27 protein-coding genes are annotated in these 21,932 nt (G+C 33.9%); 13 read left to right on the forward strand and 14 right to left on the reverse strand.

Annotated features, from left to right (window positions below; genetic code table 11):
- Positions 1–14: 14 nt before the first annotated feature.
- The 3 genes from PHV37_09965 to PHV37_09975 form a co-directional block, all read right to left on the reverse strand.
- Positions 15–146 (reverse strand): hypothetical protein, encoded by a 132-nt coding sequence (locus tag PHV37_09965; GenBank protein MDD3238405.1) that lies wholly within the window; start codon positions 144–146, stop codon positions 15–17.
- Between the two features lie 85 nt (positions 147–231).
- Positions 232–885 carry a hypothetical protein gene (locus tag PHV37_09970; GenBank protein ID MDD3238406.1) on the reverse strand — a complete coding sequence of 218 codons (654 nt, stop codon included), beginning with the start codon at positions 883–885 and terminating at the stop codon, positions 232–234.
- Positions 886–889: 4 nt separating this feature from the next.
- Complete coding sequence (locus tag PHV37_09975) at positions 890–1,453, reverse strand: hypothetical protein (GenBank protein ID MDD3238407.1); 564 nt, start codon at positions 1,451–1,453, stop codon at positions 890–892.
- Positions 1,454–1,564: 111 nt separating this feature from the next.
- Between PHV37_09975 and PHV37_09980 the strand changes: the two genes are divergently transcribed.
- The 4 genes from PHV37_09980 to gltA are packed head-to-tail and all read left to right on the forward strand — an operon-like array spanning position 1,565 to position 6,016.
- A complete protein-coding gene (locus PHV37_09980; protein ID MDD3238408.1) occupies positions 1,565–2,599 on the forward strand; it encodes a PfkB family carbohydrate kinase in 1,035 nt (344 codons plus the stop codon).
- Positions 2,600–2,609: 10 nt separating this feature from the next.
- Positions 2,610–3,239: a DUF4330 domain-containing protein gene (locus PHV37_09985; protein MDD3238409.1), complete on the forward strand. Its 630-nt coding sequence runs from the start codon at positions 2,610–2,612 to the stop codon at positions 3,237–3,239.
- A 25-nt stretch (positions 3,240–3,264) separates the two neighbouring features.
- Complete coding sequence (locus PHV37_09990) at positions 3,265–4,638, forward strand: O-antigen ligase family protein (GenBank protein ID MDD3238410.1); 1,374 nt, start codon at positions 3,265–3,267, stop codon at positions 4,636–4,638.
- A 4-nt stretch (positions 4,639–4,642) separates the two neighbouring features.
- Complete coding sequence (gltA, locus tag PHV37_09995) at positions 4,643–6,016, forward strand: NADPH-dependent glutamate synthase (GenBank protein MDD3238411.1); 1,374 nt, start codon at positions 4,643–4,645, stop codon at positions 6,014–6,016.
- Positions 6,017–6,106: 90 nt separating this feature from the next.
- On the opposite strand, the gene hydF is transcribed toward gltA, so the two are convergent.
- Genes hydF through PHV37_10015 form a run of 4 tightly spaced genes read right to left on the reverse strand, consistent with a single transcriptional unit; the run spans position 6,107 to position 9,889 of the window.
- Entirely contained in the window at positions 6,107–7,309 is a 1,203-nt protein-coding gene (gene hydF, locus PHV37_10000) for a [FeFe] hydrogenase H-cluster maturation GTPase HydF (protein MDD3238412.1), read from the reverse strand.
- A gap of 17 nt (positions 7,310–7,326) precedes the next feature.
- Positions 7,327–8,325, reverse strand: a complete 999-nt coding sequence (locus tag PHV37_10005) for a lysylphosphatidylglycerol synthase transmembrane domain-containing protein (GenBank protein MDD3238413.1) — start codon at positions 8,323–8,325, stop codon at positions 7,327–7,329.
- 7 nt (positions 8,326–8,332) lie between these two features.
- Positions 8,333–9,298 (reverse strand): alcohol dehydrogenase catalytic domain-containing protein, encoded by a 966-nt coding sequence (locus tag PHV37_10010; protein ID MDD3238414.1) that lies wholly within the window; start codon positions 9,296–9,298, stop codon positions 8,333–8,335.
- A 36-nt stretch (positions 9,299–9,334) separates the two neighbouring features.
- On the reverse strand, positions 9,335–9,889 hold the full coding sequence (locus PHV37_10015; GenBank protein MDD3238415.1) for a tetratricopeptide repeat protein: 555 nt from the start codon (positions 9,887–9,889) through the stop codon (positions 9,335–9,337).
- Positions 9,890–10,317: 428 nt separating this feature from the next.
- Between PHV37_10015 and PHV37_10020 the strand changes: the two genes are divergently transcribed.
- The 3 genes from PHV37_10020 (at position 10,318) to PHV37_10030 (ending at position 13,459) form a co-directional block, all read left to right on the forward strand.
- Positions 10,318–12,288, forward strand: a complete 1,971-nt coding sequence (locus PHV37_10020; GenBank protein MDD3238416.1) for an adenosylcobalamin-dependent ribonucleoside-diphosphate reductase — start codon at positions 10,318–10,320, stop codon at positions 12,286–12,288.
- Positions 12,289–12,492: 204 nt separating this feature from the next.
- The gene (locus tag PHV37_10025) at positions 12,493–13,164 is read left to right on the forward strand and encodes a helix-turn-helix transcriptional regulator (protein ID MDD3238417.1); all 672 of its coding nucleotides are present in this window, start codon (positions 12,493–12,495) and stop codon (positions 13,162–13,164) included.
- Positions 13,165–13,216: 52 nt separating this feature from the next.
- Positions 13,217–13,459 (forward strand): hypothetical protein, encoded by a 243-nt coding sequence (locus tag PHV37_10030; protein MDD3238418.1) that lies wholly within the window; start codon positions 13,217–13,219, stop codon positions 13,457–13,459.
- Positions 13,460–13,573: 114 nt separating this feature from the next.
- On the opposite strand, the gene rpsT is transcribed toward PHV37_10030, so the two are convergent.
- Complete coding sequence (gene rpsT / locus PHV37_10035; GenBank protein ID MDD3238419.1) at positions 13,574–13,843, reverse strand: 30S ribosomal protein S20; 270 nt, start codon at positions 13,841–13,843, stop codon at positions 13,574–13,576.
- Between the two features lie 179 nt (positions 13,844–14,022).
- A complete protein-coding gene (locus PHV37_10040; GenBank protein MDD3238420.1) occupies positions 14,023–14,196 on the reverse strand; it encodes a hypothetical protein in 174 nt (57 codons plus the stop codon).
- 107 nt (positions 14,197–14,303) lie between these two features.
- On the opposite strand from PHV37_10040, the gene PHV37_10045 reads away from it, so the two are divergent.
- The gene (locus PHV37_10045) at positions 14,304–14,507 is read left to right on the forward strand and encodes a helix-turn-helix transcriptional regulator (GenBank protein ID MDD3238421.1); all 204 of its coding nucleotides are present in this window, start codon (positions 14,304–14,306) and stop codon (positions 14,505–14,507) included.
- A gap of 93 nt (positions 14,508–14,600) precedes the next feature.
- Positions 14,601–16,181: a hypothetical protein gene (locus tag PHV37_10050; protein MDD3238422.1), complete on the forward strand. Its 1,581-nt coding sequence runs from the start codon at positions 14,601–14,603 to the stop codon at positions 16,179–16,181.
- A 31-nt stretch (positions 16,182–16,212) separates the two neighbouring features.
- Here PHV37_10050 and PHV37_10055 read toward each other — a convergent pair whose 3' ends face one another.
- From PHV37_10055 to nagZ, 5 genes are all read right to left on the reverse strand, one after another.
- The gene (locus tag PHV37_10055; GenBank protein MDD3238423.1) at positions 16,213–16,683 is read right to left on the reverse strand and encodes a pyridoxamine 5'-phosphate oxidase family protein; all 471 of its coding nucleotides are present in this window, start codon (positions 16,681–16,683) and stop codon (positions 16,213–16,215) included.
- 75 nt (positions 16,684–16,758) lie between these two features.
- On the reverse strand, positions 16,759–17,352 hold the full coding sequence (rdgB, locus tag PHV37_10060) for an RdgB/HAM1 family non-canonical purine NTP pyrophosphatase (GenBank protein MDD3238424.1): 594 nt from the start codon (positions 17,350–17,352) through the stop codon (positions 16,759–16,761).
- Positions 17,342–18,082 carry an isoprenyl transferase gene (locus PHV37_10065; protein ID MDD3238425.1) on the reverse strand — a complete coding sequence of 247 codons (741 nt, stop codon included), beginning with the start codon at positions 18,080–18,082 and terminating at the stop codon, positions 17,342–17,344. Before PHV37_10065 ends, rdgB begins: the two co-directional genes overlap by 11 nt.
- Before the next feature lie 156 nt (positions 18,083–18,238).
- Positions 18,239–18,592, reverse strand: coding sequence for a hypothetical protein (locus PHV37_10070; protein ID MDD3238426.1), 354 nt, complete (start codon positions 18,590–18,592; stop codon positions 18,239–18,241).
- A 71-nt stretch (positions 18,593–18,663) separates the two neighbouring features.
- Entirely contained in the window at positions 18,664–19,680 is a 1,017-nt protein-coding gene (gene nagZ, locus PHV37_10075) for a beta-N-acetylhexosaminidase (GenBank protein MDD3238427.1), read from the reverse strand.
- Positions 19,681–19,761: 81 nt separating this feature from the next.
- On the opposite strand from nagZ, the gene PHV37_10080 reads away from it, so the two are divergent.
- The 4 genes from PHV37_10080 (at position 19,762) to PHV37_10095 (ending at position 21,932) form a co-directional block, all read left to right on the forward strand.
- Positions 19,762–20,181 carry a hypothetical protein gene (locus tag PHV37_10080; protein MDD3238428.1) on the forward strand — a complete coding sequence of 140 codons (420 nt, stop codon included), beginning with the start codon at positions 19,762–19,764 and terminating at the stop codon, positions 20,179–20,181.
- A 157-nt stretch (positions 20,182–20,338) separates the two neighbouring features.
- Positions 20,339–21,040 (forward strand): M48 family metalloprotease, encoded by a 702-nt coding sequence (locus tag PHV37_10085; protein MDD3238429.1) that lies wholly within the window; start codon positions 20,339–20,341, stop codon positions 21,038–21,040.
- Complete coding sequence (locus tag PHV37_10090) at positions 21,040–21,483, forward strand: hypothetical protein (protein MDD3238430.1); 444 nt, start codon at positions 21,040–21,042, stop codon at positions 21,481–21,483. Before PHV37_10085 ends, PHV37_10090 begins: the two co-directional genes overlap by 1 nt.
- Positions 21,483–21,932, forward strand: a complete 450-nt coding sequence (locus PHV37_10095) for a hypothetical protein (protein MDD3238431.1) — start codon at positions 21,483–21,485, stop codon at positions 21,930–21,932. The genes PHV37_10090 and PHV37_10095 overlap by 1 nt, the downstream gene beginning before the upstream one ends.

Consider the following 21,932-nt stretch of genomic DNA (forward strand, 5'->3'; position numbering starts at 1 on the left):
TTTGGCAATGGTTTTTATGCCAGTTTGCTTTCTGTTTCTTCGATTTTCTTTAACACTGTATCCACATAACTACGGAAGGCGTTTAAAAACAGCTTTATTTCGGATTTAAAACTATAATATCCGGGCCATACTGAATAATATTGCATAACTCATTCTCCTATACCTTACTTTATATAGGTCGGTGTTTTTTAGTTCAAACTTTATAAATATAGAATAAATGTAACTTTTTTGTTACAAAAGTGTTGAATTGGGCTCAAGTCCTAATACTTCTAATTCTTCAAATTCATATAAAGTTTTGTAGTCGATGTTTTCTTCTCCGAAAGCTAATTTGTGGGCTAAAAATGCACCCATAATAGCTTCAAGTTGTGCAACGGGGAGCATATTTGTCGGTAGCTCTCTCATTCCATATTCCATTTTTAATGTGTTTTGAATTGCTTTGCAGTCAGTAGGCGTACGGTTTTTAAAGGGAGCGGAATGTCCCATTTCCTTTTTTACGTTGTCGAGGTCAAATCTGAAAATATCAAGACCTTCTGTATATAAATTCTTTAAAAATTCAGAGCCTCTTGTCGAAAATCTGTCAGACCAGTTGTTTACGTTTTTAATAGGTGAATTCAAATTGACAGGCTGGTATGTACGAGAGTTGTATTTCCACTTGCTGCTAATCATAGTTTCATTTTCGGGGATTGAAACAGTGACTATAGAGTTGTGTTTTGATGGTAATGTTGTTAGAAAAAATTCAACATCTGCCATTGAAAACAGTTTATCGAGTTTTATAATTTTTAAATTCTTGTCAAGCACTGCGGCAGCTGACTCTGTCGTTGAAAGTGCGGAAAGCGAGATTCCGATAAACGAAATCTTTTCTTGTTTATTTATATCCCTTTTCATTTGTTTAATATTTTTCCATTGCTTTTTGTTGGTACAATCTCTCAAAGTTTACTTGCATATATTTATAGCTATTGATAGTGCTTTTTATTGACGAATTGACTATGAAAAATATAATAGGAAATCCTATTACTATCGTCAAAAGAATTATCAAAAAGTGACGTAAGAATTTTGCAACAACTTTTTTACGTTGATTTTTTGCTTTATTGTCAATTTCCGATTTTAAGAAACCGTTAATTAATTTTGAACGGCTGTCGGTAGATAGATTTTCAAAATAATCTACGTATTCTTTTTTTACATTGATGACAAATTTTTTATAATCTTTAGGTGCAATTTCAATATTGTTCTCATCAAGAACTTTTTGCATATCTTCAGAATTTTCAGCTTTTTCTTCCTTTGGCTTTTCTGCATCTTGCGGAGTTTCAGGAGAATGACTTTTGATTAATTGTTCAATCAAATCTTGTTCACTCGGAAGTTTTTCAGCTGTATATTCTTCTTGATTTTGGTCACCAATTTGCATAGATTCTTCTTGTGGTTCTTGACCTTCAGGTAGTTGTTGATTGTCGTCCATTTTAGTCCTTTTTGAAATTTTGTATCGTTATTGTTTTCAATTAGTTTGTGATAATATAATTATAGTATATTATAGGTAGCTATTTTAATCAAACAAATAACGGAGATTTTAATGTTTTCATTTGATAAAGAGGATTTAAAAGCTAAACTCGCAAAAATTATGGAACCCAGTGTATTGGTAGTAGGTGATTTAGCTATTGATGAGATGATTTATGGCAATACTGCGAGAATGTCAAGAGAAGCTCCCGTCTTAATTTTGCGTCACTACGATACAAAAGTTATATTGGGTGCTGCTTCTAATGCTGCTCATAATATTTCGGCTTTAAATAATGGAAAAGTCAGTGTTATCGGCACTTTCGGAGATGATTTGTATGCTCCTATCTTGATTGATGCTTTTAAAAAAACAGGCGTAAATACTGATTACATGGTTCAAGACAAAGATAGAGCAACTACTGTTAAAACAAGAATTTCAGGCTCTTGCTCTCAATCTATTACTCAACAAATCGTTAGGATAGACAGAGAAACTACTGCTCCTTTGTCTGCTGATATTGAAAATAAAATTATTCAAAATCTTGAAAAAGCTATACCTCAGCACGATGCGGTCATTTTATCAGACTACAATATCGGAATGATGACGCCTAATGTTATTTCGCAAACTATTTCGATAGCTAAAAAATACGGCAAAGTCGTTGTTGTAGATGCTCAAAAAAACTTGGAAAGATACAAAGGTGCAACTGCGATGACTCCAAATCAGCCAGACACCGAAGGCTTTATCGGTTATTGCATTAAAGATGAAAATTCACTTGCTCAAGCAGGAAAAGATATGCTCTCTAAAACCGAAAATGATATTGTTCTTGTTACAAGAGGTGGTGACGGAATGTGCGTTTTTGAACAAAACGGCAAGATGTCCAAAATTCCTGTGTTTAACAAAACAGATGTATTCGATGTAACAGGTGCCGGTGATACTGTTGTAGCTTCATTTACTTTGGGCTTGGCTGCAGGTTTGGCTCCTAAAGAAGCTGCTATCGTTGGCAATTTGGCTGCCAGTATTGTTATAAGACATTTCGGCTGTGCTACAACAAGCGTTTCTGAAATATCAAAAACTTTAGACAAATTAAATATGGATGACTTTACTATAAAAGTTTAGGAGAATAAAAATGAACTTTAAAGAATTTAAAAAAACTGATTGGTTGATTATTGGCTTGGTTATAGCTTTCATAATCATTGCTGTTTTAGCATTCGTCGGCAAAAATACTTTCCTCTCAAAATCACCTGTGAATTCTGAAGAACAAGTCGCTTTCCAAGTGTTTTTCCGTGGTATAACTATTACCGACCAAGATAGCCCATTCAAACCTAATGATGAAACCTTCATCACTATAAGAAATGTGCCTTATGCAAAATTGAAAATTTCTGATGTTAAATTTGACAGAAGAAAAATCGCTCTCCCTGCTCCAAGTACAAAAGAAAAAGTTATGATTGTTGATGATGTTTCATCTCCTTTCCAATTCGATTTCTTAGTTACTTTGGTTGATAAAGCAAAAATTACTGATGACGGTGCTGTTGTCGGTGGCAATAAATTGAAAATAGGCGTACCTATTATTTTAGAGGGCAAGAATTATAAATTGAACGGTACCATTTCTAACGTTCAAGTTTTATCTCAAAATCAACAAGTTCCTCAAGGAGCTCAAGGTGCACCTCAGGCTAATGCTCCACAACCTCCTGCTCAAGGACAAAGACCTATGCCTCCTGTGCAAGGTCAACAACCTCCTATGCCTGTTAAAAGATAATCACATAAATTAAGATTAGAGAAAAATGAATACTGTTAATTCTTCAATTTTAAATACGATAAACAATTCTTTTGCCTTTGTGCAAGATAAGTTTCAAAATATAGTCGAAAATAGCTTTATACTAAGGAAAATAGATGCAATTATATTTGCATTTATTTCTTTGGTATTGATTTCTTCATTGTTTTTGCCCAGTGAAATGATTGGGCTTGTTGCTTGTGTTGTTATTGGGCTTACCGTTTTTAAATTGTTTTTGATAAAGGGACAAAACATAAACCTTGCTGTTTGTAATGTTTGGATATTCGGTTTTATTGCTTTTTCAATTTACAGTGTAGCAAATTCAACAGAGCCGAGTTTAAGTTTATATGGCTTTACAAAAACCCTAATATATATGGGGTTCTATTTTTCTTTAATTCAGTTTTTCAGATATAACAAAGATAAATTTTTACCTGTTATATATTTAATCGGAATATTGGTTTCTATTGAAGCTGTAATAGGTTTGTTTCAAAACACATTGGGGCTTGAAAATATCTCAACTTGGCAAGATACCAGCTATGTGAACCCAGAAGATGTATTATCAAGAGTTTATGGTACATTGCAACCGTATAACCCCAATCTTCTCGCTGGGTATATGATTTCAGGTTTTTCTGCAATTTTAGCGTTTATATTTGTTTCTTTAAACAATAAAAAATACCAATCTGTTATATTGGGCTGTGTGCTTGCTTTGCTTTCTTGTTTAACCATATTTTTTACAGGCTGCAGAGGGGCTTATGTCGCTTTATTTGCTATCTTTATAGGCGTTGTGCTTGCTTCTTGGCAAGTGATTTTTAAAGAATGTTTGTTCGGCGAAAAACTTAAATCGTATTGGAAATATGTTGTTTCTTCTGTCGGTGGGGCTGTTGTGCTTGTTATGGTTTGCACGCCTGCTATTTTAAAAAGAATTTTATCTATTTTTATTTTAAGAGAGGATTCTTCAACCTCATTCAGAATGAACGTTTACAAATCAAGCTTGCAAATGTTTCAAGACAACTGGCTTTTAGGTATCGGAACAGGCAACAAAACTTTTAGAGAAGTCTATGGGCTATATATGGTCTCAGGCTTTGATGCGTTAAGCTCTTACAACGTGTTCCTTGAAATCGCCGTAGAGAGCGGAATTTTCGCCCTTATTGCTTATGTTGGCTTCTTATTCGTGTTATTAAAAAATGCGGTTTTAGATTTTATAAATTCAAAAGAAATTTTAACAAAAATATTAATTTTTACTACGGCTATAAGCGTAGTCGGTATAATGGTTCACGGCTTATTTGATACTATTTATTTTAGACCTCAGGTTCAGTTCGTTTTCTGGACGATGGTTTCAATTTTGGTTGTGATTTTGCAAAATAAAGAAGAACAAGAAGGATAGATTAATGGAAAAACCTAAAAGACAAAGAGTTCAAGAACAAGATAAAATTCAACGTAGAAGCAATTTTGACGCTGTTGAAAGTAATTTGACTTCGGAGCAAGCTAAAATAGAAGCAAATCGCTGCTTATCTTGCAAAAACGCAAGATGTATTCAAGGTTGCCCCGTAAATATAAATATACCAGAATTTATAAAAGCTATAAAAGAAGATAATCTTGAAAAAGCCGGTGATGTAATTAGAGAATCAAGCTTCTTGCCTTCTGTTTGCGGACGTGTTTGCCCTCAAGAAAGACAATGTGAAGGTAAATGTGTAATGGGTATAAAAGGCGAAGCCATTGCAATAGGTTGCCTTGAAAGATATGTCGGCGATAATACGGACGCTAAAGTCGGAGAGATTAAAAATTCCGGCAAAAAAGTTGCTGTAATAGGCTCAGGTTGTGCGGGAATTTCTGCTGCTGCAGATTTGAGAAAAGCCGGTCACGAGGTGACTGTTTTTGAAGCTTTGCACAAATTAGGCGGCGTTTTAAGATATGGCATCCCTCCATTCAGACTTCCGAGAAAATTCTTAGATAGAGAAATTGAATCTTTGAAAAAAATCGGTGTGAAATTTGAAACAAATGTCGTTGTAGGAAAATCCATCACCATCAAACAACTAAAAGATGACGGTTTTGATGCAATTTTTATTTGCTCTGGTGCCGGACTTCCAAAAATGCTTGGGGTTCCGGGTGAAAACTTGAACGGCGTATATTCAGCTAATGAATTTTTGACCCGTGTAAACTTGATGCAGGCAAACGAACCATCTACACCTACACCTATAAAAATTGGTAAAAAAGCCGCTATTATTGGTGGGGGCAATGTAGCGATGGACGCTGCTCGTGTCGCTGTAAGAGTCGGGTTCGAAAATGTCTATATCGTCTACAGAAGAACAGAAGCTGAATTACCTGCTCGTTTGGAAGAAATTAGACACGCTAAAGAAGAAGGTATTGTCTTTAAATTGCTTCATAGCCCTACTGAAATTATGGGTAAAGACGGATATGTTGCAGGCATGAAGCTTGATGTAATGGAGCTTGGTGAACCTGATGAATCAGGTCGTCGCCGTCCTGTTAAAACCGGAAAAGTTGATGAAATGGATATCGATACTGTTATTGTTGCATTAGGTACCGGTCCAAATCCTATCATTCAACGTTCGGCTGAAGCTGATAACATGGAGCTTGGAACTGACAATAAAGGTTATATTGTAATTGACGCTGAAACCGGAAAAACAAACCTTGAGGGTGTTTTTGCAGGTGGTGATGTCGCTCCGAGTGGTGTCTCAAATGCAATCAATGCTATGGGGGCAGGTAAAAGAGCTGCAAAAGCAATTAATGAATATTTAGCATAGTTATTTTAATTATAAGTCAAAAAGAGCTCCATTGGGGGCTCTTTTTTCGTTGAATTTTAACATATCAGGCTCAATGTTTGGCAATAAACTCTATTTCATAAACATTTCGGTTGCTCTATCAAGTATTCCGAGGCAGTAGGCTATTGTTACTCCGTAGTTTGTAATCGGGACATTTGCGTTTTTGCATTTCAAAATTCTTGAAAGTATTTCACGCCTGTTTGTCATGCAGCCGCCACAATGAATTATGAGTTTGTAGTCTTTAATATTTTCTGCAAATTGATGTGAAGAATAGTATTCAAATATCAGATTTTTACCTGTCTTTTTTCTTAAAAAATTAGGAATTTTTACTTGCCCGATATCATCTGCAATTTGGTGGTGTGTGCAACTTTCGCAGATGAGGATTTTGTCCCCGTCTTGGAGTTCTTTTATTGTTTTTGCACCTTCTATAAATGTTTTTAAGTCACCTTTTAGTCTTGCAAAAAGTATTGAAAAAGAGGTCAAATTTATATTTTCAGGCACAATATCATTGACTTCTTTGAACGCTTGAGAGTCCGTTATCACAATTTTGGGAGGTTCTTTTGTCATTGAAAGAGCCTTTTTTAGGCTTTTTTCAGTAACGACTATTGTTTGGCAATTTTTATCCAGCAATTCCCTCAAAACCTGAACTTCAGGCAATATAAGTCTTCCCTTTGGTGCTTCTTTGTCAATAGGTGTCACAAGAATTGCATTTTCACCATCTTCAATAGCACCTTCTACTACAGATGGCGGGGTGATAAATTCTTCAGGCACATTGTTTATAAGCTCTTGTTTTATTTTTATAATTATATTTTCATCACTTTGGGCTGATGTTTTAACAATAGAGTTAGTTTTTTCTTTAATATAGTCAAATTTTTCTTGAGATATTTCTTTCAAATCAGTTTTATTAATCACTGCGATTGTAGGGATTTTTATTTCTTGAAATTTTTTAAATAATTCATTTTCAAATTCGTCCCAGCCATCTTTATCGCAGACTATAATTGCGATATCGGTTCTATCTATGACTTTAAGGGTCTTGTCGACTCTTTGTTTTCCGAGTTCTCCGATGTCGTCAATCCCTGCTGTATCTATAAAAACAACAGGTCCTAATGGGAGCATTTCCATTGTCTTTTCAACGGCATCTGTCGTTGTACCTGCTACATTTGAAACTATTGAAATATTTTGGTGTGTAAGTTTATTGATTATTGAGGATTTCCCAACATTTCTACGACCGAATATACCAATATGTAATCTGAGTGCTTTTGGTGTTTTTTGCATTATTTTCTTCTTTCCTTTTATTTTTTAACGATTTCTTTTACATTAAATCCGTTTCGTAGGAAGAAGTATGTCGCTATCACGCTCACAATTATAATCGTAATAAACTGTTGTGTAAAGGCAACGGCAAGAGCTTGTGATTTGTTTATGGAATACATAGCTAAAGCCATTATATAGGCATATTGATAGGGTCCTATATAAATCGAAGTTGAGGGAATAATGGTTGATAGTGCCGTAAGCCCTATGACAAAAAATGTCGCAATCAGTCCTGCTTTTAGGTTGAAACCTACAAAGAGTAAAAGAGGCATAAGACATTCAAGTCCCCACACTGCAATGCTGTATAGCCCTATTTTAATTGCTTTTTTCGGCTCTAAAATATTTTTAAATCCTGTTATAAACGAATTTACCAACTCCGACATTCTTTCAATAAAAGATGTTGCAATTTTTTGAAATTTTTGAGGTAACAATTTTGTTTTGTTTTTAAAGAAAAGTTTTATAGCTTCTGTTTTATTGTATTTTAAAATTAGTAATGAAACAAAAAGGGCGGTAAAAAATATTAATCCGCCTGTTATTGTCAAATCTACAATCCAACCTTTTGTTTGAGAAAATAAAATGGCAATGATTAAAAGCGAAACCACTGTTATACCGTCAAAAATTCGTTCTAAAACTATTGAGCCTAAAACTTCCATTTTGCTGATATTTTTGGCTTCTCCAAGATGGTAGGCTCTAAAAAAATCACCTGCTCTTGCGGGCAAAAATATATTCAACGCCGCACCTGTTGTATATATTTGCCAAAGTTCGTTTTTATTGCAACCAGAGGCGTTAGGCAATATTTGTTGCCACCTTGCACCTCTTACAAAATAAGAAAATGTATAAACGGGCACCAGTAGCCATAAAATATTCAAATTAAATGACTTAATCGTATTTAACATGGTTTTAATATCGATATTTTTAAACACCAATATTAAAAATAATATCGTTACTGCAAGAGCAAGAACTCTTTTTTTTGTTAATTTCATTTCGCTTTTATTTACTTATTTTAATAAGAATTTTTATTGTATCTTTGTCTTTGTTTTTTTCAAAAGCTTCAAGTGCATCATCCATATCGTATATGCCTGAGACAAAAGGTTTGAAGTCTATTTTTTTTTGTTCTAAAAATCTTAAAGCAGGTTTGAATTGTCCGCATCTTGAACCTAAAACTGTTATTTCGTTAATTACAATCGGGGCAAAATTAAATTCTTTAGAGGCCGCAATGGTACTTTTGAGAACCAGTATTCCTCTTGGTTTTACAGATGCAATAGATGTCTCAAATCCGCTCAATGAGCCTGTCGCTTCTACAACTACGTCATAGATATTGCCTTCTGTCAAATCTGCAAGCAATTTAGTTTTTACGTTTTGTTCTTTTGCTATATCAAGTTTGTTTTGGTGTTTGCCGACGAGAGTAACGTCAAGCCCAGCAGAAGTTAATGCTATAGCTGTTGTAAGCCCTAGTTTGCCGTCGCCCAACACCATCACTTTTTTGTATGGTGGAATATGTAATTGTTCAAGTATTTCAAGCCCTGCAGCTAAAGGTTCGACAAAAACAGCTTCTTCATTGGGTACATTTTCAGGCACTTCAATCAAGTTTGAAAGCGGCATTGTGACGTATTCTGCGAAACATCCATCTTTTTGCCAAATCCCTAAAGTGCTTCTATTCGGGCAATGGCGTTGCAAGTCTTTTGCACACCATTCGCAGTTGTTACAGCCGAGGTTGATTTCTCCTACAACACGTTTGCCTAAAAGTGATTTATCTTTATCGTTTATTTTTTCAACTATTCCGACAAACTCGTGTCCTAGAATCCCATTGTAGCCCATATAGCCTTTGGTGATTTCGTAGTCTGTGTTACAAATCCCTGCAAGCACGACTTTTACAAGTGCTTCTCCTTCTTTAGGTTCAGGAATTTTATAGTTTCTATCAAGTTTTAATTCGCCATCAAATACAATTGCTTTCATATCAACCTCACTTTCTGTTTAATCATATCATCAATATTATGAATTAATAAGTTTTAATGAGTTTGATTTTATTCTGTTTTGCAAAGCGAGTTTGATGTTCAAAGCTGTTTTTTGTGGGATTAGGTTGAAAAAATCTTCCATTGTAAGAGCTTTTTCTGCCTTTTTTATAAACAATCCAGCTTTTGTATATTTTTTTTCATTTAGTAAATTTGATATTTTTATCTCATATAGTGATGAGTATAATTCTTCATTGTCACAGTTGATATTTGAAAAAGCTCGATCGCAGTATAGGATAGCTTTTTGAGGGTTTGAGATGTAAGAATAACAATTTGCAATTCCGCCTAAAATTTTTGCGTTATCAGGTCTTAATTCGTTTGCCTGCAAATAATAATTGAGTGCTTCTTTCGTTTTGCCTTGTATAAAGCGTATGTCGCCCATTAAAATAAGGCTTTTAGCGTGATTTGGAGTCAGCTTTAGTGCGGTGTTTAAATTTCTTACAGCTTTTTTTAGTTTATTAAAATAGAAAAAATTGTCTTCTGCTTCTCGATATAAAATTTCAGATTTTATATTTATAACATCTGCGTTTATCATTTATAAAATTATCCCCAAGTGATTATTAAAGTATAAAAAAGTTTACTTTATTTATTTTAAAATCTTGTGCCGAATAGGTCTACATCTCAACTGCTACAAGCGTCATGGAAAAACATGCTAAACCCATGTGTGTCATGGATTTACATGATATAAAATTTAACTTTACATAATGTTACGCAAAAACTTACGTAGCAAGCCTTTTGCCCCAAAATCCATGTGGCACATGGATTTACACTTAGTTAAAATTTGTTAATATTTTCCTTTAGATTTCCTTTAAATAATCTTCGCATGACTTCGTAGTTTACCCACATTGGCTGATTGATTGAAAATTGTCAAATGCTTTTTTCCTACCAAATAACCTTTTACGGGCATGGGGTTTTTAAGGTACAATATTTTCAATAAGTATAATATTAAGAAGGGGTTTAAAATTGTCTTTGAATTTACAAGAAAAAATAAGTTTGTCACCTAATGCGATTAAAGTTTTAGAAAAAAGATATTTAAAAAGAGGTTCTGACGGTGCTCCTGTAGAAACCCCGCAGGATATGTTTTTTAGAGTGGCTTCTACGTTAGCTTCTGCAGACAAGTCATTCGGGGCAACTGATGATGAAATCAAAAAAACTACAGAAGAATTTTATAGCTACATCACAAATAGATATTTCATGCCTAATTCACCGACTTTGATGAATGCAGGTCGTGAATTGGGGCAGCTTGCTGCTTGTTTTGTTCTTCCTGTTGAAGATTCTTTGGAAGGTATTTTTGAAACAGTTAAAAATACTGCTTTAATCCATAAATCAGGTGGTGGAACAGGTTTTTCTTTTTCAAGATTAAGACCAAAAAATGATGTTGTTCGCTCAACAATGGGTGTTTCGTCAGGTCCTGTAAGCTTTATGGAAGTATTCAATGCTGCAACTGAAGCCGTAAAACAAGGCGGAACTCGTAGAGGTGCAAATATGGGCATTTTGAGAGTTGACCACCCTGATATTTTGGATTTTATCAATTGCAAATCTGATAATAATAAATTGAATAACTTCAATATTTCCGTAGCTATAACAGATGAATTTATGGAAGCTTTAAAAGAAGGCAGAAATTATAATTTAATCCACCCTAATACTAAAAAACCGGTTGGGTCAATGAATGCAAAAGCTGTTTTTGACTTGATTGTTGAAGGTGCTTGGAAAAACGGTGAGCCCGGTATAGTTTTCATTGACAAAATGAATTATGATAATCCGACACCAAATATTGGTGCTATAGAGTCTACAAATCCTTGTGGTGAAGTTCCTTTGCTTCCTTACGAAGCTTGCAACCTCGGCTCTATCAATCTCGGTTTGATGATTAAAGATGAAAACGGAAAAAAAGTTGTAGATTGGGACAGATTGAAAGATACTACCAAAATGGCTATCCATTTCTTGGATAATGTTATTGTAATCAACAATTATCCGTTGCCTCAAATTGATGAAATGGTAACAAATAACAGAAAAATCGGTTTAGGCGTAATGGGTTGGGCTGATATGTTAATGCAAATGGAGCTATCTTACAGCTCTCCGGAAGGCACTAAACTTGCTTCTCAAGTTATGGAGTTTATCGATTATCATTCAAAAGTTCAATCTATTGAATTTGCTAAATCTCGTGGCAAATTTAACAATTTTGAAGGCAGTATTTATGACGGACAAAACTTCTTATACAACAAGTACAAAGGAAAATCTGCAGGAATTATCACCGATGATATGTGGGCTGATTTAGATGAACAAATTGAAAAATTCGGTATAAGAAATGCAACAACAACTTGCATCGCTCCAACCGGTACTATATCAATGATAGCAAGTGCTTCAGGTGGGGTTGAGCCTTTATTCGGTTTAGTGTTTATGCGTGACGTTATGGACGGAACCAGAATGCCTGAAGTTAATCCGACTTTTGAAAAATATGCAAAACAACATAATTTCTACTCAACCGCTTTAATGGAAAAAATATCTGAAGACGGAACTTTAGCTCACTGCGATAATGTATCCGATAAAGCTAAAACAATATTTGTAGCAGCACACGACGTTACCCCTGAGTGGCACGTGAAAATGCAAGCTGCTTTCCAGCTTCATACCGACAACGCTGTTTCAAAAACTGTAAACTTTGTCGAATCTGCAACAAGAGAAGATGTCGCTGAATCATATATGTTAGCTTATGATAATAATCTTAAAGGGATTACCGTCTATAGAAATAACTCAAGACAATTCCAACCAATGAATCTTGAAAAAAAAGCTGATGATAATATGCCAAAAGTGGAAGAAGTTGTTTCTCAAGAAAATCAAGAAGGTAAAGAACACCGATGCCCTGAATGTGGCAAGGTTTTGGGGTATGGCGAAGGCTGTTTTATCTGTTTAGAATGTGGTTATTCAGGTTGTTCGTAATTAGCCTTTTTTGACAATTTTAAGAAATGTAAAATACTTATTAGACAAGGGAAAGAAACTGAATTTTACAGGTTTTTTCCCTTCTCTATTTTGATTTATTTTGCATTATGTAATATAATCTTGTATGTATTATTGCTGTTATATTTGAAATAATGAAAAATTTTTAGTGTGAAGAAAATTGGAAAAGAATAGTGAGGAAAAAACATGTTAGAATTTAAACTCCGTTATAGGGAATTAAGGAAAACTCTCGGTATTACATTGAGAGAAATGTCAAGTGATTTATCAATACCTTTGTCTTCAATCAGTAAATATGAACAAGGTTTGATTAAGCCAGGTGTTGAAATATTATCCAGAATCGCAAAAGCATATAAAGTGAATCTTAATTGGTTGATAACCGGTGAAGGTCCAATGTTTTTATTGCAAAATGAATTATTGATGATAGGTGGTACTGACGCTCTTCGAGTTCGCTATGCTAAATATGAAGACAAAGTTAAAATCCATCCTTTGTCAAATGAGCTCGTAGATGAATTTAAGCCATTGAAAAAAGATTTTGCAAAAAATCCTGTTGAAACACTTAAAAAATTAGTTAAAAAGTTAAATAAGCCTATTTGCGTAGAATTTTCCGGTACCGATAATCAAGATAGTTTGAAATTATATTTTCCGGATGGAAAAATTGAAACTCATATTAAAGATGAAACTATTAAAAAAAGTGATGTGTTTAACGATTTGCGTTCAAAAATTGTTTCTATCTCAGATGATAATAACAAACTTGATTTCGTAAATACGGCAATAGATGCTTTAGGAAGCAAAAGCTCTTTCTTCCAATTAAAGACTCTTATGCAAGGTATGGAAATTATAGTTAAAGAACGTGCTTGATATAAAAATATCAGCATAGTATATTAGTTGTATAAACAACTAGGAGAATCTTATGAATCAAATTATAAAAATCGCATGGGAATTGAACGAAAATACAGGCAATCGCTATCAATTAGTCTATGAGATTGCTGAATTAGCTAAAAAATTGGTTGATGAAAATCAATCAAAAAGAATTAAAGATGAGTTCGGTTATGATGATTTTGCATTTGATAATTCTATAAAAAAAGAAAACCCGGTTGAACATGCTATTATGGTAAAAGCTTCTGAAGAAGATGATGGTGGTTTAGTCGGCTAAGTCTTAGATAAATATTCAAAGAGGAACTCTTGATTGAGTTCCTCTTTTTTGTATATATAATATGCAAAAAAATACCTCCCATTGGGAGATATTTTTTAAATAGTAATCAATACTCTATTCAGCTAAAAGTTTGTTGATAGCTTTGGTTAGTCTTGATTTTTTTCTTGAAGCTGTATTTTTGTGCAAAATACCTTTAGAAACCGCTTTGTCGCATAGTTGATAAACATTGCTTAAAGCAGAATTAAGTGCTTCTTGATCTTTGGCTTGTGCAGAAGATAAAGCGGATTTAACAGCAGTTTTGATTGTTGATTTGAAAGCCACATTTTTGTCGTGGTTTTTTGCTGCTACTAAAATTCTTTTCTTCGAAGACTTGATGTTTGCCATTGTTGTTGTTCCTTTCAATTATTAGGTTGTTTTTCGCAAAAACAATCCTTAAATGAATCAGATTGTGATTTGCGTTAGGCAGCTCGTGCCACCCCAACCAAAATTGAGGATGGTGAGTATTATCATTATAGTATTTAAATATTTTATGTAAATATCTATTTAGATAATATTAACTGAAATTAATTTTCAGGATTATCTTTAAGCAGTTTTTTTAAGGTTTTCAATTCTTTTTGGCTAAATATTCCTTTGTTTTCCAAGGCAGAGTGAATTATTGCCGAAAAACTTTCTTTTACGTGAATTTTTTCATTATTAATTTTATCATTTTGTTTATTATTGTCGTTATTTTGCGTCATAAATTCTCTTTATTAATTAATATTAATTCTAATGAGTCAAATATGAATTGTTTATATCATTTGTGATAGAAAATGTCAATTGCAAATTCCTTTGATAAAATTATTGAATGATTAAGAATAATTTATCCCGAATTATGGGTGAAAAACGAATTAAGATATTTGAACTGGAAAAGACGACTGGTGCAAGCAGAAGCACATTAACAAGATTATATTATGACAGAGCGAATTCGATAAATTTAAAAACATTGGAAAATTTGTGCAGGGAGCTTAATTGCACTCCTGCTGACATATTTGAATATATCGCTGATTAATTTTGTTACATACGTTACATTTCTTCTTCATTTAGGCAAAAAACATGGTTTACATTCTTTCTAATGTCTGTTGGACTATTAATAAAGTATTGTATGAATATTTCAAATCAAATATTAAATTTTGTAAGTCAGCCAAAGCCGAAAAAAATAATTTCCCATCTTGTAAAAGACGGTGCGTTGTTGCCTGTAATTTTGTTGGAATCGACCGTTACTTCAGGAAGAACGCTTCAAGCCTATAAAAGATCCGGTGCACCTGAAGCAAGAGAACGCTTTATTGAAGAATCTACAGGTGCTGTCGTTTGGCTATTCGGTGTTAAGACTTTTAATAAAATAGGCGATTTCGTTACCAAAAAGTTATTTAAAATGCCTCTTGTTGATTTTTCAGTCGGCAAGGATCCCTTAAGAACCCCTTTTGCTAATGCTTTGAAAACTTCTAAAGAAATGTGTAAAAATGCTCCCGGAAAATTCAAAGAACTTTCTGCGACTCAACTTGCCTCTATAAAACTTGGTAAAATAGCTTTGAGTGTTGCTGCTGCTACCTCTTTTATCGGGTTAGTTATGCCTAAGGTAAACCATAAAATTACTAGAAAAATGCATGAAAAACAGCTTGCAAAAGAGGCTCAAAATGCTAAAAATAATTCTCCGGTTCAAGAAGGCTTAAAGCTCGATGGGATAAACACATTTAAAAATAAATTATCTTCTGATAAAAAGCCGTCTTTTAAAGGTGGCGGGTTGGGAGAAGGTATCGCTAATTTTGCTAACTTGCTTGAATATAACCCGATTGCTCGTTTGATTTCTACTGATGTCGGAATTTTAGCCGGCCGTACTGCTAATGCAAGAAATAAAGATGAAAAAATTGAAATCGGTTTCCGTGACGCATCTTCAATCTATTTCTATATGTTTTCTACTAATCATGTCACAAAACTTTTGGAAAAAATTGGAGATTATGGAAAAGTTTCACGCCTAGACCCTTCTTCTGCTTCGGTTGCACATCAAATGCTTGTTGAGTCTTTGAAAAATTCCAACGGCAAAATGGACCTTGAACAATTTAAAAAGTCTATTACCGCTAATATTTCATCAGAGAATAAAGCTTTATTAGAAAAAGTTCCATTTAAAGATGATGTTATTACGTTAGATAATTTGAAAAAAGTTATACCTGAAAAATTCCATAAAAAAGCTTTGGAAATGTCAAAACTTCAACCGCAACAAGCCATAAATGATGAACTTATAAGTGTACTTTCTAAAAAACAAGTGGTTGACGTTCTTTCTGAAGGGGCTGTAACTGAGCCGAAATTCTTGCTTGAAATGTATAAAACCGCTTTTGGCAAAGAGCTTTTGGACCCGCATTCATATATTCCTATGAAAAAAATCAACGCATTTAGAGATAACATAGATTTTTATCTTGAAGGAATAACTACTTTCGTTAAAAAAGGTAATGCAAAGCAGGTCACAAATGAAGTTGTAGATGCAATTAATAACAAAAATCTATTAAAATCAGGTGGCTTCTTTGCTGCAGGCTTCTTGATTTCAGCAGCTTTCTTGTCTACGATTATTCCGAAAACTCAATATTTGATTACAAAGTTAAGAACCGGTAAAAATGAGTTCCCGGGTATTGAAGCTGAAAGGCAAGAAGATGAAAAAGAGCTTGCTCAAAAAAATAAAAAAAGTGCATAAAAAGCGGGAAGTGAATCTTCCCGCTTAAATTTTAGTTATCTAAATGAACAACCATTTTTTCAAGTTTTGGAGTATAGTATTTTGCAACTACGGGCGAAAATTTTAGTACTGTATAATCAGGGTCTTCCACTCCTTTTTTGAAATAGTGTGCCCATTCTGCTTTCCAAATTTTTTCTTTAAGTTTATTGTCGGTAACGATTTCAGTTGTTCCGAAAAGGGTTATTGAGCTTTGAGTTTTCGGACAATAAAAATAAAGCGATGAATGTTTGCTGTCTTTTATTTGTTCCATTTTTTCAGAGGATAAAGAAGATACAATAAAGTTTGATAAGTCATCTTCTGTATCTAAAAATTCAACAATATCAGGTTTGTGTTCTTCTGAACGCATATTTGCCATTGCTCTTGTTTCACCTGAATCATAGTCTTTATTATAGGTGCTAAAGTACATTGTGTCGCAACATTCAATGATTTTTTTTGCTTCTTTTAAAAATTCTTTTTGTTCCATATTTATTCTCCTTTGATTTTGAGAATAAAATAAATATAATGATTTTATATTGCCTTGAAAGCTATATTGATAGGGCTATATATTATTAGAAATCCAATCAAGCATTGGTATAAGGGCATTAGCTCGGTGAGAGATTTTATTTTTCAGTTCTGAATTCATTTCAGCCATTGTTTGGTTGTATTCTGGAATATGAAAAATAGGGTCATAACCAAAGCCGTTGCTGCCTCTTGGGGTGTCGATAATCAGTCCTTCGATTTTTCCTTCTGTTTGGTGGACGACATTTCCTTTTGAGTCAACGAGAACCATTACTGATACAAAGTGGGCGGTTCTTTTTTGTAGTGGAAAATGTTTTAATTCTTGTAACAATTTTTCTATTTTTTCTTTTTGAGAGCCTGCATAACGAGCCGAATAAAGCCCGGGGGCTCCGTTTAAGACATCAACGCAAAGCCCTGAATCATCAGCAAGACAATAGCTATCAGATAGTTTTGCAGCCTCGTAAGCTTTTATGTATGCGTTTTCAAAATAACTTGTTCCGTTTTCGACAGGATGGAAATCACCTTTAACTATATCAAATTTAATAGTTTCAATATTGTTTATGGCAGCAATTTCCTCAAGCTTGTGAGGATTTGCAGTTGCTATTATGATATTTTTTTGTAAATTATTTACCAAATCGTCTGTTTCTGTTTTTAAATTCTATAATCGCATCAGATAGGGCATCTTTATCAAATTCCGGCCAATATTTATCTGTGACATAAATCTCCGAATATGCAAGTTGCCACAATAAATAGTTGCTTATTCTCATTTCGCCGCCTGTTCTTATTAAAAGGTCTGGGTCCGGAATATTTGAGGTGTATAAATTTTGTGAGATAGTTTCTTCTGTAATATCTTGAGGTGCGATTTCTTTGTTTTCAACTTTCTTTGCTATTTTGCACATTGCATGAGTGAGCTCCAATCTGGAGCCATAGTTGAATGCGATTTGAAGCTTTACGCCTGTATTGTTTTTCGTTTTTTCTGTTGCATTATTTAATATAGGCAACAATTCTTTTGGTAATTCTTGTATGTTGCCGATAAAGCTAATGCGAACATTATTTTCATGCATTTCGTTAAGTTCATTTTGAAGCGTTTTTGCAAGAAGTCCCATAAGAAAGCTGACTTCTTCGGGTGCTCTATTCCAGTTTTCTGTTGAAAAAGCATACACAGTTAAATATTTTATGCCAAAGTCATCACAAGCTCGCATTGTATCTTTGAGGGCATTTACGCCTTTTTGGTGCCCGAATGCTGTCGGAAGATGTTTCTCTTTAGCCCATCTGCGATTTCCGTCCATAATTATGGCTACGTGTTGTAAGTTTAATTCTTTTACGGTTTCTGTTATTTCAGCATATTTAGTTTGTGTAATCACGATTATAAATTCCTTTATTGATATTGGAAATTATAATCTAAATAAAAGAATATTGATAGAGCTTTAAATGAAAATGTTGCTAAATGTGTAGTAGGGAATGAGCAAAAGTCATTCCCTACAGTGCTGTGAGGTAGTTATTGGCAAAAGGAAGGTTTTTTATTTGTTGTGGTGCATCTTTTTATTCATTTTATGCATGTCATTTTTCATGCCTTTATCCATTTTTTTAGCATCTTTTCTTACGTCAGAGCCTGCTTTATGAGTATCTTTTTTGATATCTGAGCCAGCTCTATGGATGTCCTTTTTAACATCAGACCCCATTTTTTTCATGCCCGTGTCGGCTTTGTGCATATCTTTATCGATTTTGTTGTCGATTTTGTGCATTTCAGACGGCTTGCTGATGGGTGGTGTCATCGGTTGTGGGGTTCCTGTTTTTGTTGCGGTTTCTGCTGCAAATGCAAGGTTTGCTCCTGTGAATCCTATTACAAGGGCTAAAGCTAATAATTTTTTCATAACAATCTCCTTTGAGTTTTGTATTATCTTTCAACGTTCAAATAATACTCTTAACTCAAAAAGAGGGTCAATTAGACGCCATGGCGATAGTCGGTCAGGTATTTTGACTTAGTCGATAGGATTTTATCAACGCTTTTATCAATCAAAGTGATATCTATTTCGCCTTTTAAAACAGCTTGTTCAATACAATCTATTAAGTTTAAAACTTTTTTGTCGGTATTTCTAAATATAAACATATTTATGCCGGCATTTATTGCTTTTTTGCAAGCTTGAAGAGGGGTAAACCCTTGTATTGCACCCATTACCATGTCGTCAGAAATTATTAATCCGTTATAATTCATTTTATTAATCAAATAATTTTTAATGATATTTTCAGACATAGAAGCGGGTATATTTTCTTTGTCAAAAGCCGGATAATGCACGTGGGCGACCATGATTGCAGGAATTTTGTTTTCCGTAGCTTTTTTGAACGGGTAAATATGGTCAGATTCAAGCTCTGCCATTGATAAACTGATTTGAGGAAGTGCTTTGTGTGAATCTATAGAGGCATCTCCATGCCCGGGGAAATGTTTGCCAACTGTAATTATCCCGTTTTCTAAATATGTTTTGTTTACTTCAAGCGAATATTGAACGACTTCTTTCACTTTGTCTGAATAAGCTCTGTCACCGATAACAGGATTGTTTATATTAGTGTTTACGTCCAAAACAGGGGCAAAATTCATATTTATGCCAAATGATTTTAGCTCTTTAGCCATTTCTTTCGTTTGTTCTTTTAAAAAAGGAATTCCTTTTTTGGCAGCAGCCCTTGCTGATAAGTATTTTTTGCCGTTATGAATACTTTCGGTTCTTTCTACTCTGCCACCTTCTTGGTCAATGCTTAAAAAAGGTTCAAAGCGGGTATTGTTTTTTATTGTATATATAATTTTTTTGAACTGCTCAGTTGATGTGATATTTTGCGAAAAGAAAATTACACCGCCCAGATTATTTTTCAATATTTGTTGAAAATCCTTGCATTTATCAGGGTTATCTCCAACAAAACCGCAAATAAACATTTGTGATATTTTTTCTTTAAGTGTCATTTTTTCCATAAAATAATCATACATTTAATTGAGTACAAAAGTCAAAGAGTTGTTGTACTATGTAGTAAATTGATTTAGGGAAATTTTGCAATGAAAAAAATTATAGCATTATTAGTTGTTTTCGGGTTTGTATTCTGTCTTGCCAATGTTGACAGTGTTTTAGCAGCCAGAAAAAGTAAAACTGCCGATACGGGAATTTCTCAAGAAGAAGTAACTACACTTTCAGGCAATTTAGATAAATTGACCCAAAAGCTTTATGCTGGTTCATTGTTTTCCCCTCAAGAAAATGCCCAAATTATGCAGATTAAAATGAAGCTTGATGACCAAATGTTGGTTGCTTCTGATCCAATGTATGCTCCTTTGTATTACAAGCTTGGAAAATTATTAAAAGCTCGTGGGTATAAAGATGACGCTGTTGAATGCTTCCAAACTGTATTAGAAAATTTTGCAGATACGGCTCTTGCACCGAAAGCTCTTAATGAACTTAAGGCTATGGGGGTTCAAATATAGGCTCCTGGCGGTGAAGACGGGGCTGACGCAGGAACTGATGAGTCTGCTGTTTAATAAAGAATATAAAGAGGAAGCAATGTTTGCTTCCTCTTTATTTACACATTATGGGAAAAATTGTATAATAATTCTTGTATATATGATTTTTAAGGATAAATGTATGAAAAAGTTTTTATTATTGTTATTGGGGCTCTTTTTTACTGTTAATTTGGCGTTTGCTGACGTGATTGTTGAGTCTAATGTTAATATGGATAACTTTTGGCAAAAAAATGGAAAAGCTGAGCAAAAAATTCTTGCTGTAAGCTCAAAGATTATTAATGCAAACAAGTTAGATAAGAGAGTTCCCGTACTTTATGACAGAACTCCTAAAGTTATCAACGCATTTGCCTATTTGAGAACAAAAGATGTCCATATATCTCAAGGATTTTTGCCTTATGTGGATTCAGATGACGAACTTGCATATATTATTTCGCATGAAATAGCCCACTCTCTAGATGCTTATGGCGGTTGCTTCAAATGGATTTCTATGAAATTTAATAGTAAATCATACGAATACAAAGCTGATTTAATCGGTTTGGATTTGATGGCAAAAGCAGGTTACAACCCTTTAGCAGGGCTTATTGTTGCAAATAAAGTATTCCCTGAACCTCAATCAGATTGGGGATTTTGGAATACTCATCCAATCGGCTCAAAAAGATTGATGAAAATGTATAAGTATATTTATAATAAATATCCGCAAGCCTTGGATTCGCAATTGGATTCAAATATCTATTATGTCAACTTTAAATATTCATCTGCCAAAGATATCAGAGCTTTTGAACAAAAAATGAAAGCTAAAAAATATAGAAATGAAGAAATATAATGAAAAAATTTCTTATATTTTGGTCATTTATAGCCATTTTCCTTGCTCAGCCTGCTTTTAGTAAGGATATACCCGTTTTGCTTTCCCCCGAGGTTACCTTATCTACTACTTCTGATGTCCCTCAAGAAGGCGATATTATTAAATTTAAAGTAAAACAAACAGTTACATACAAAAATCTTACAATAAACAAAAATGCTGTCGCTTCTGGCATGCTTGCCTCAAGAGAAGAAAATGATTATTATGGAAAAGTCGCAAGTCTTTATATTGACCAATTGAGGGTTTGTGGCTCAAATGGCGAGAGTATTAAACTGAAGGGCGTCATTTTGAAAAAAGGAAATGACCATCCGAATTTGTCGGATTGGGGATTCTTTTTAATTCGTGGGGGAGAAGCTTTTTTACGTCCCAAAAAAGATATTTTTACAGTTTTTTTAGAGGTTAATTAATGAAAAAAATTTTTATATTAATAATGTTGTTCTTTGTTGGAGTTCCAGCTTTTGCAGACCGGTTGTCCATAAAAATCACTCCTGCTGAAAAAATATTAACAACAAGGGACCAATTAGAAGTCGGTGATGCCGTTCCTTTTAAAGTAGTTCATGATGTCTACAAAGATGGCAATTTGTATATTAAAAAAGACACAAAAATTTTAGGATATGTTGATTTTTACCACGAAAACGGCTGGTGTGCTGATACAGCAGAAATAAGTATGGTAAATTTCGTGACAAAAGATGTTGATGGAAACAAAATAAATATTGTTTCTCCTGTCAAAATGGACGGCAATACGTTCAAGAAAATCCCACCAAAAAAGTTTTTGGTATATATTGCTCACGCAATCAGGGGCAATGAGATAAAAATTGCACCTGAAGAGGGCAATTTTAATCTTTTCTTTATGTAG

This window comes from Candidatus Gastranaerophilales bacterium (assembly GCA_028693235.1).
Classification (GTDB): Bacteria; Cyanobacteriota; Vampirovibrionia; order Gastranaerophilales; family Gastranaerophilaceae; genus JAQUVW01.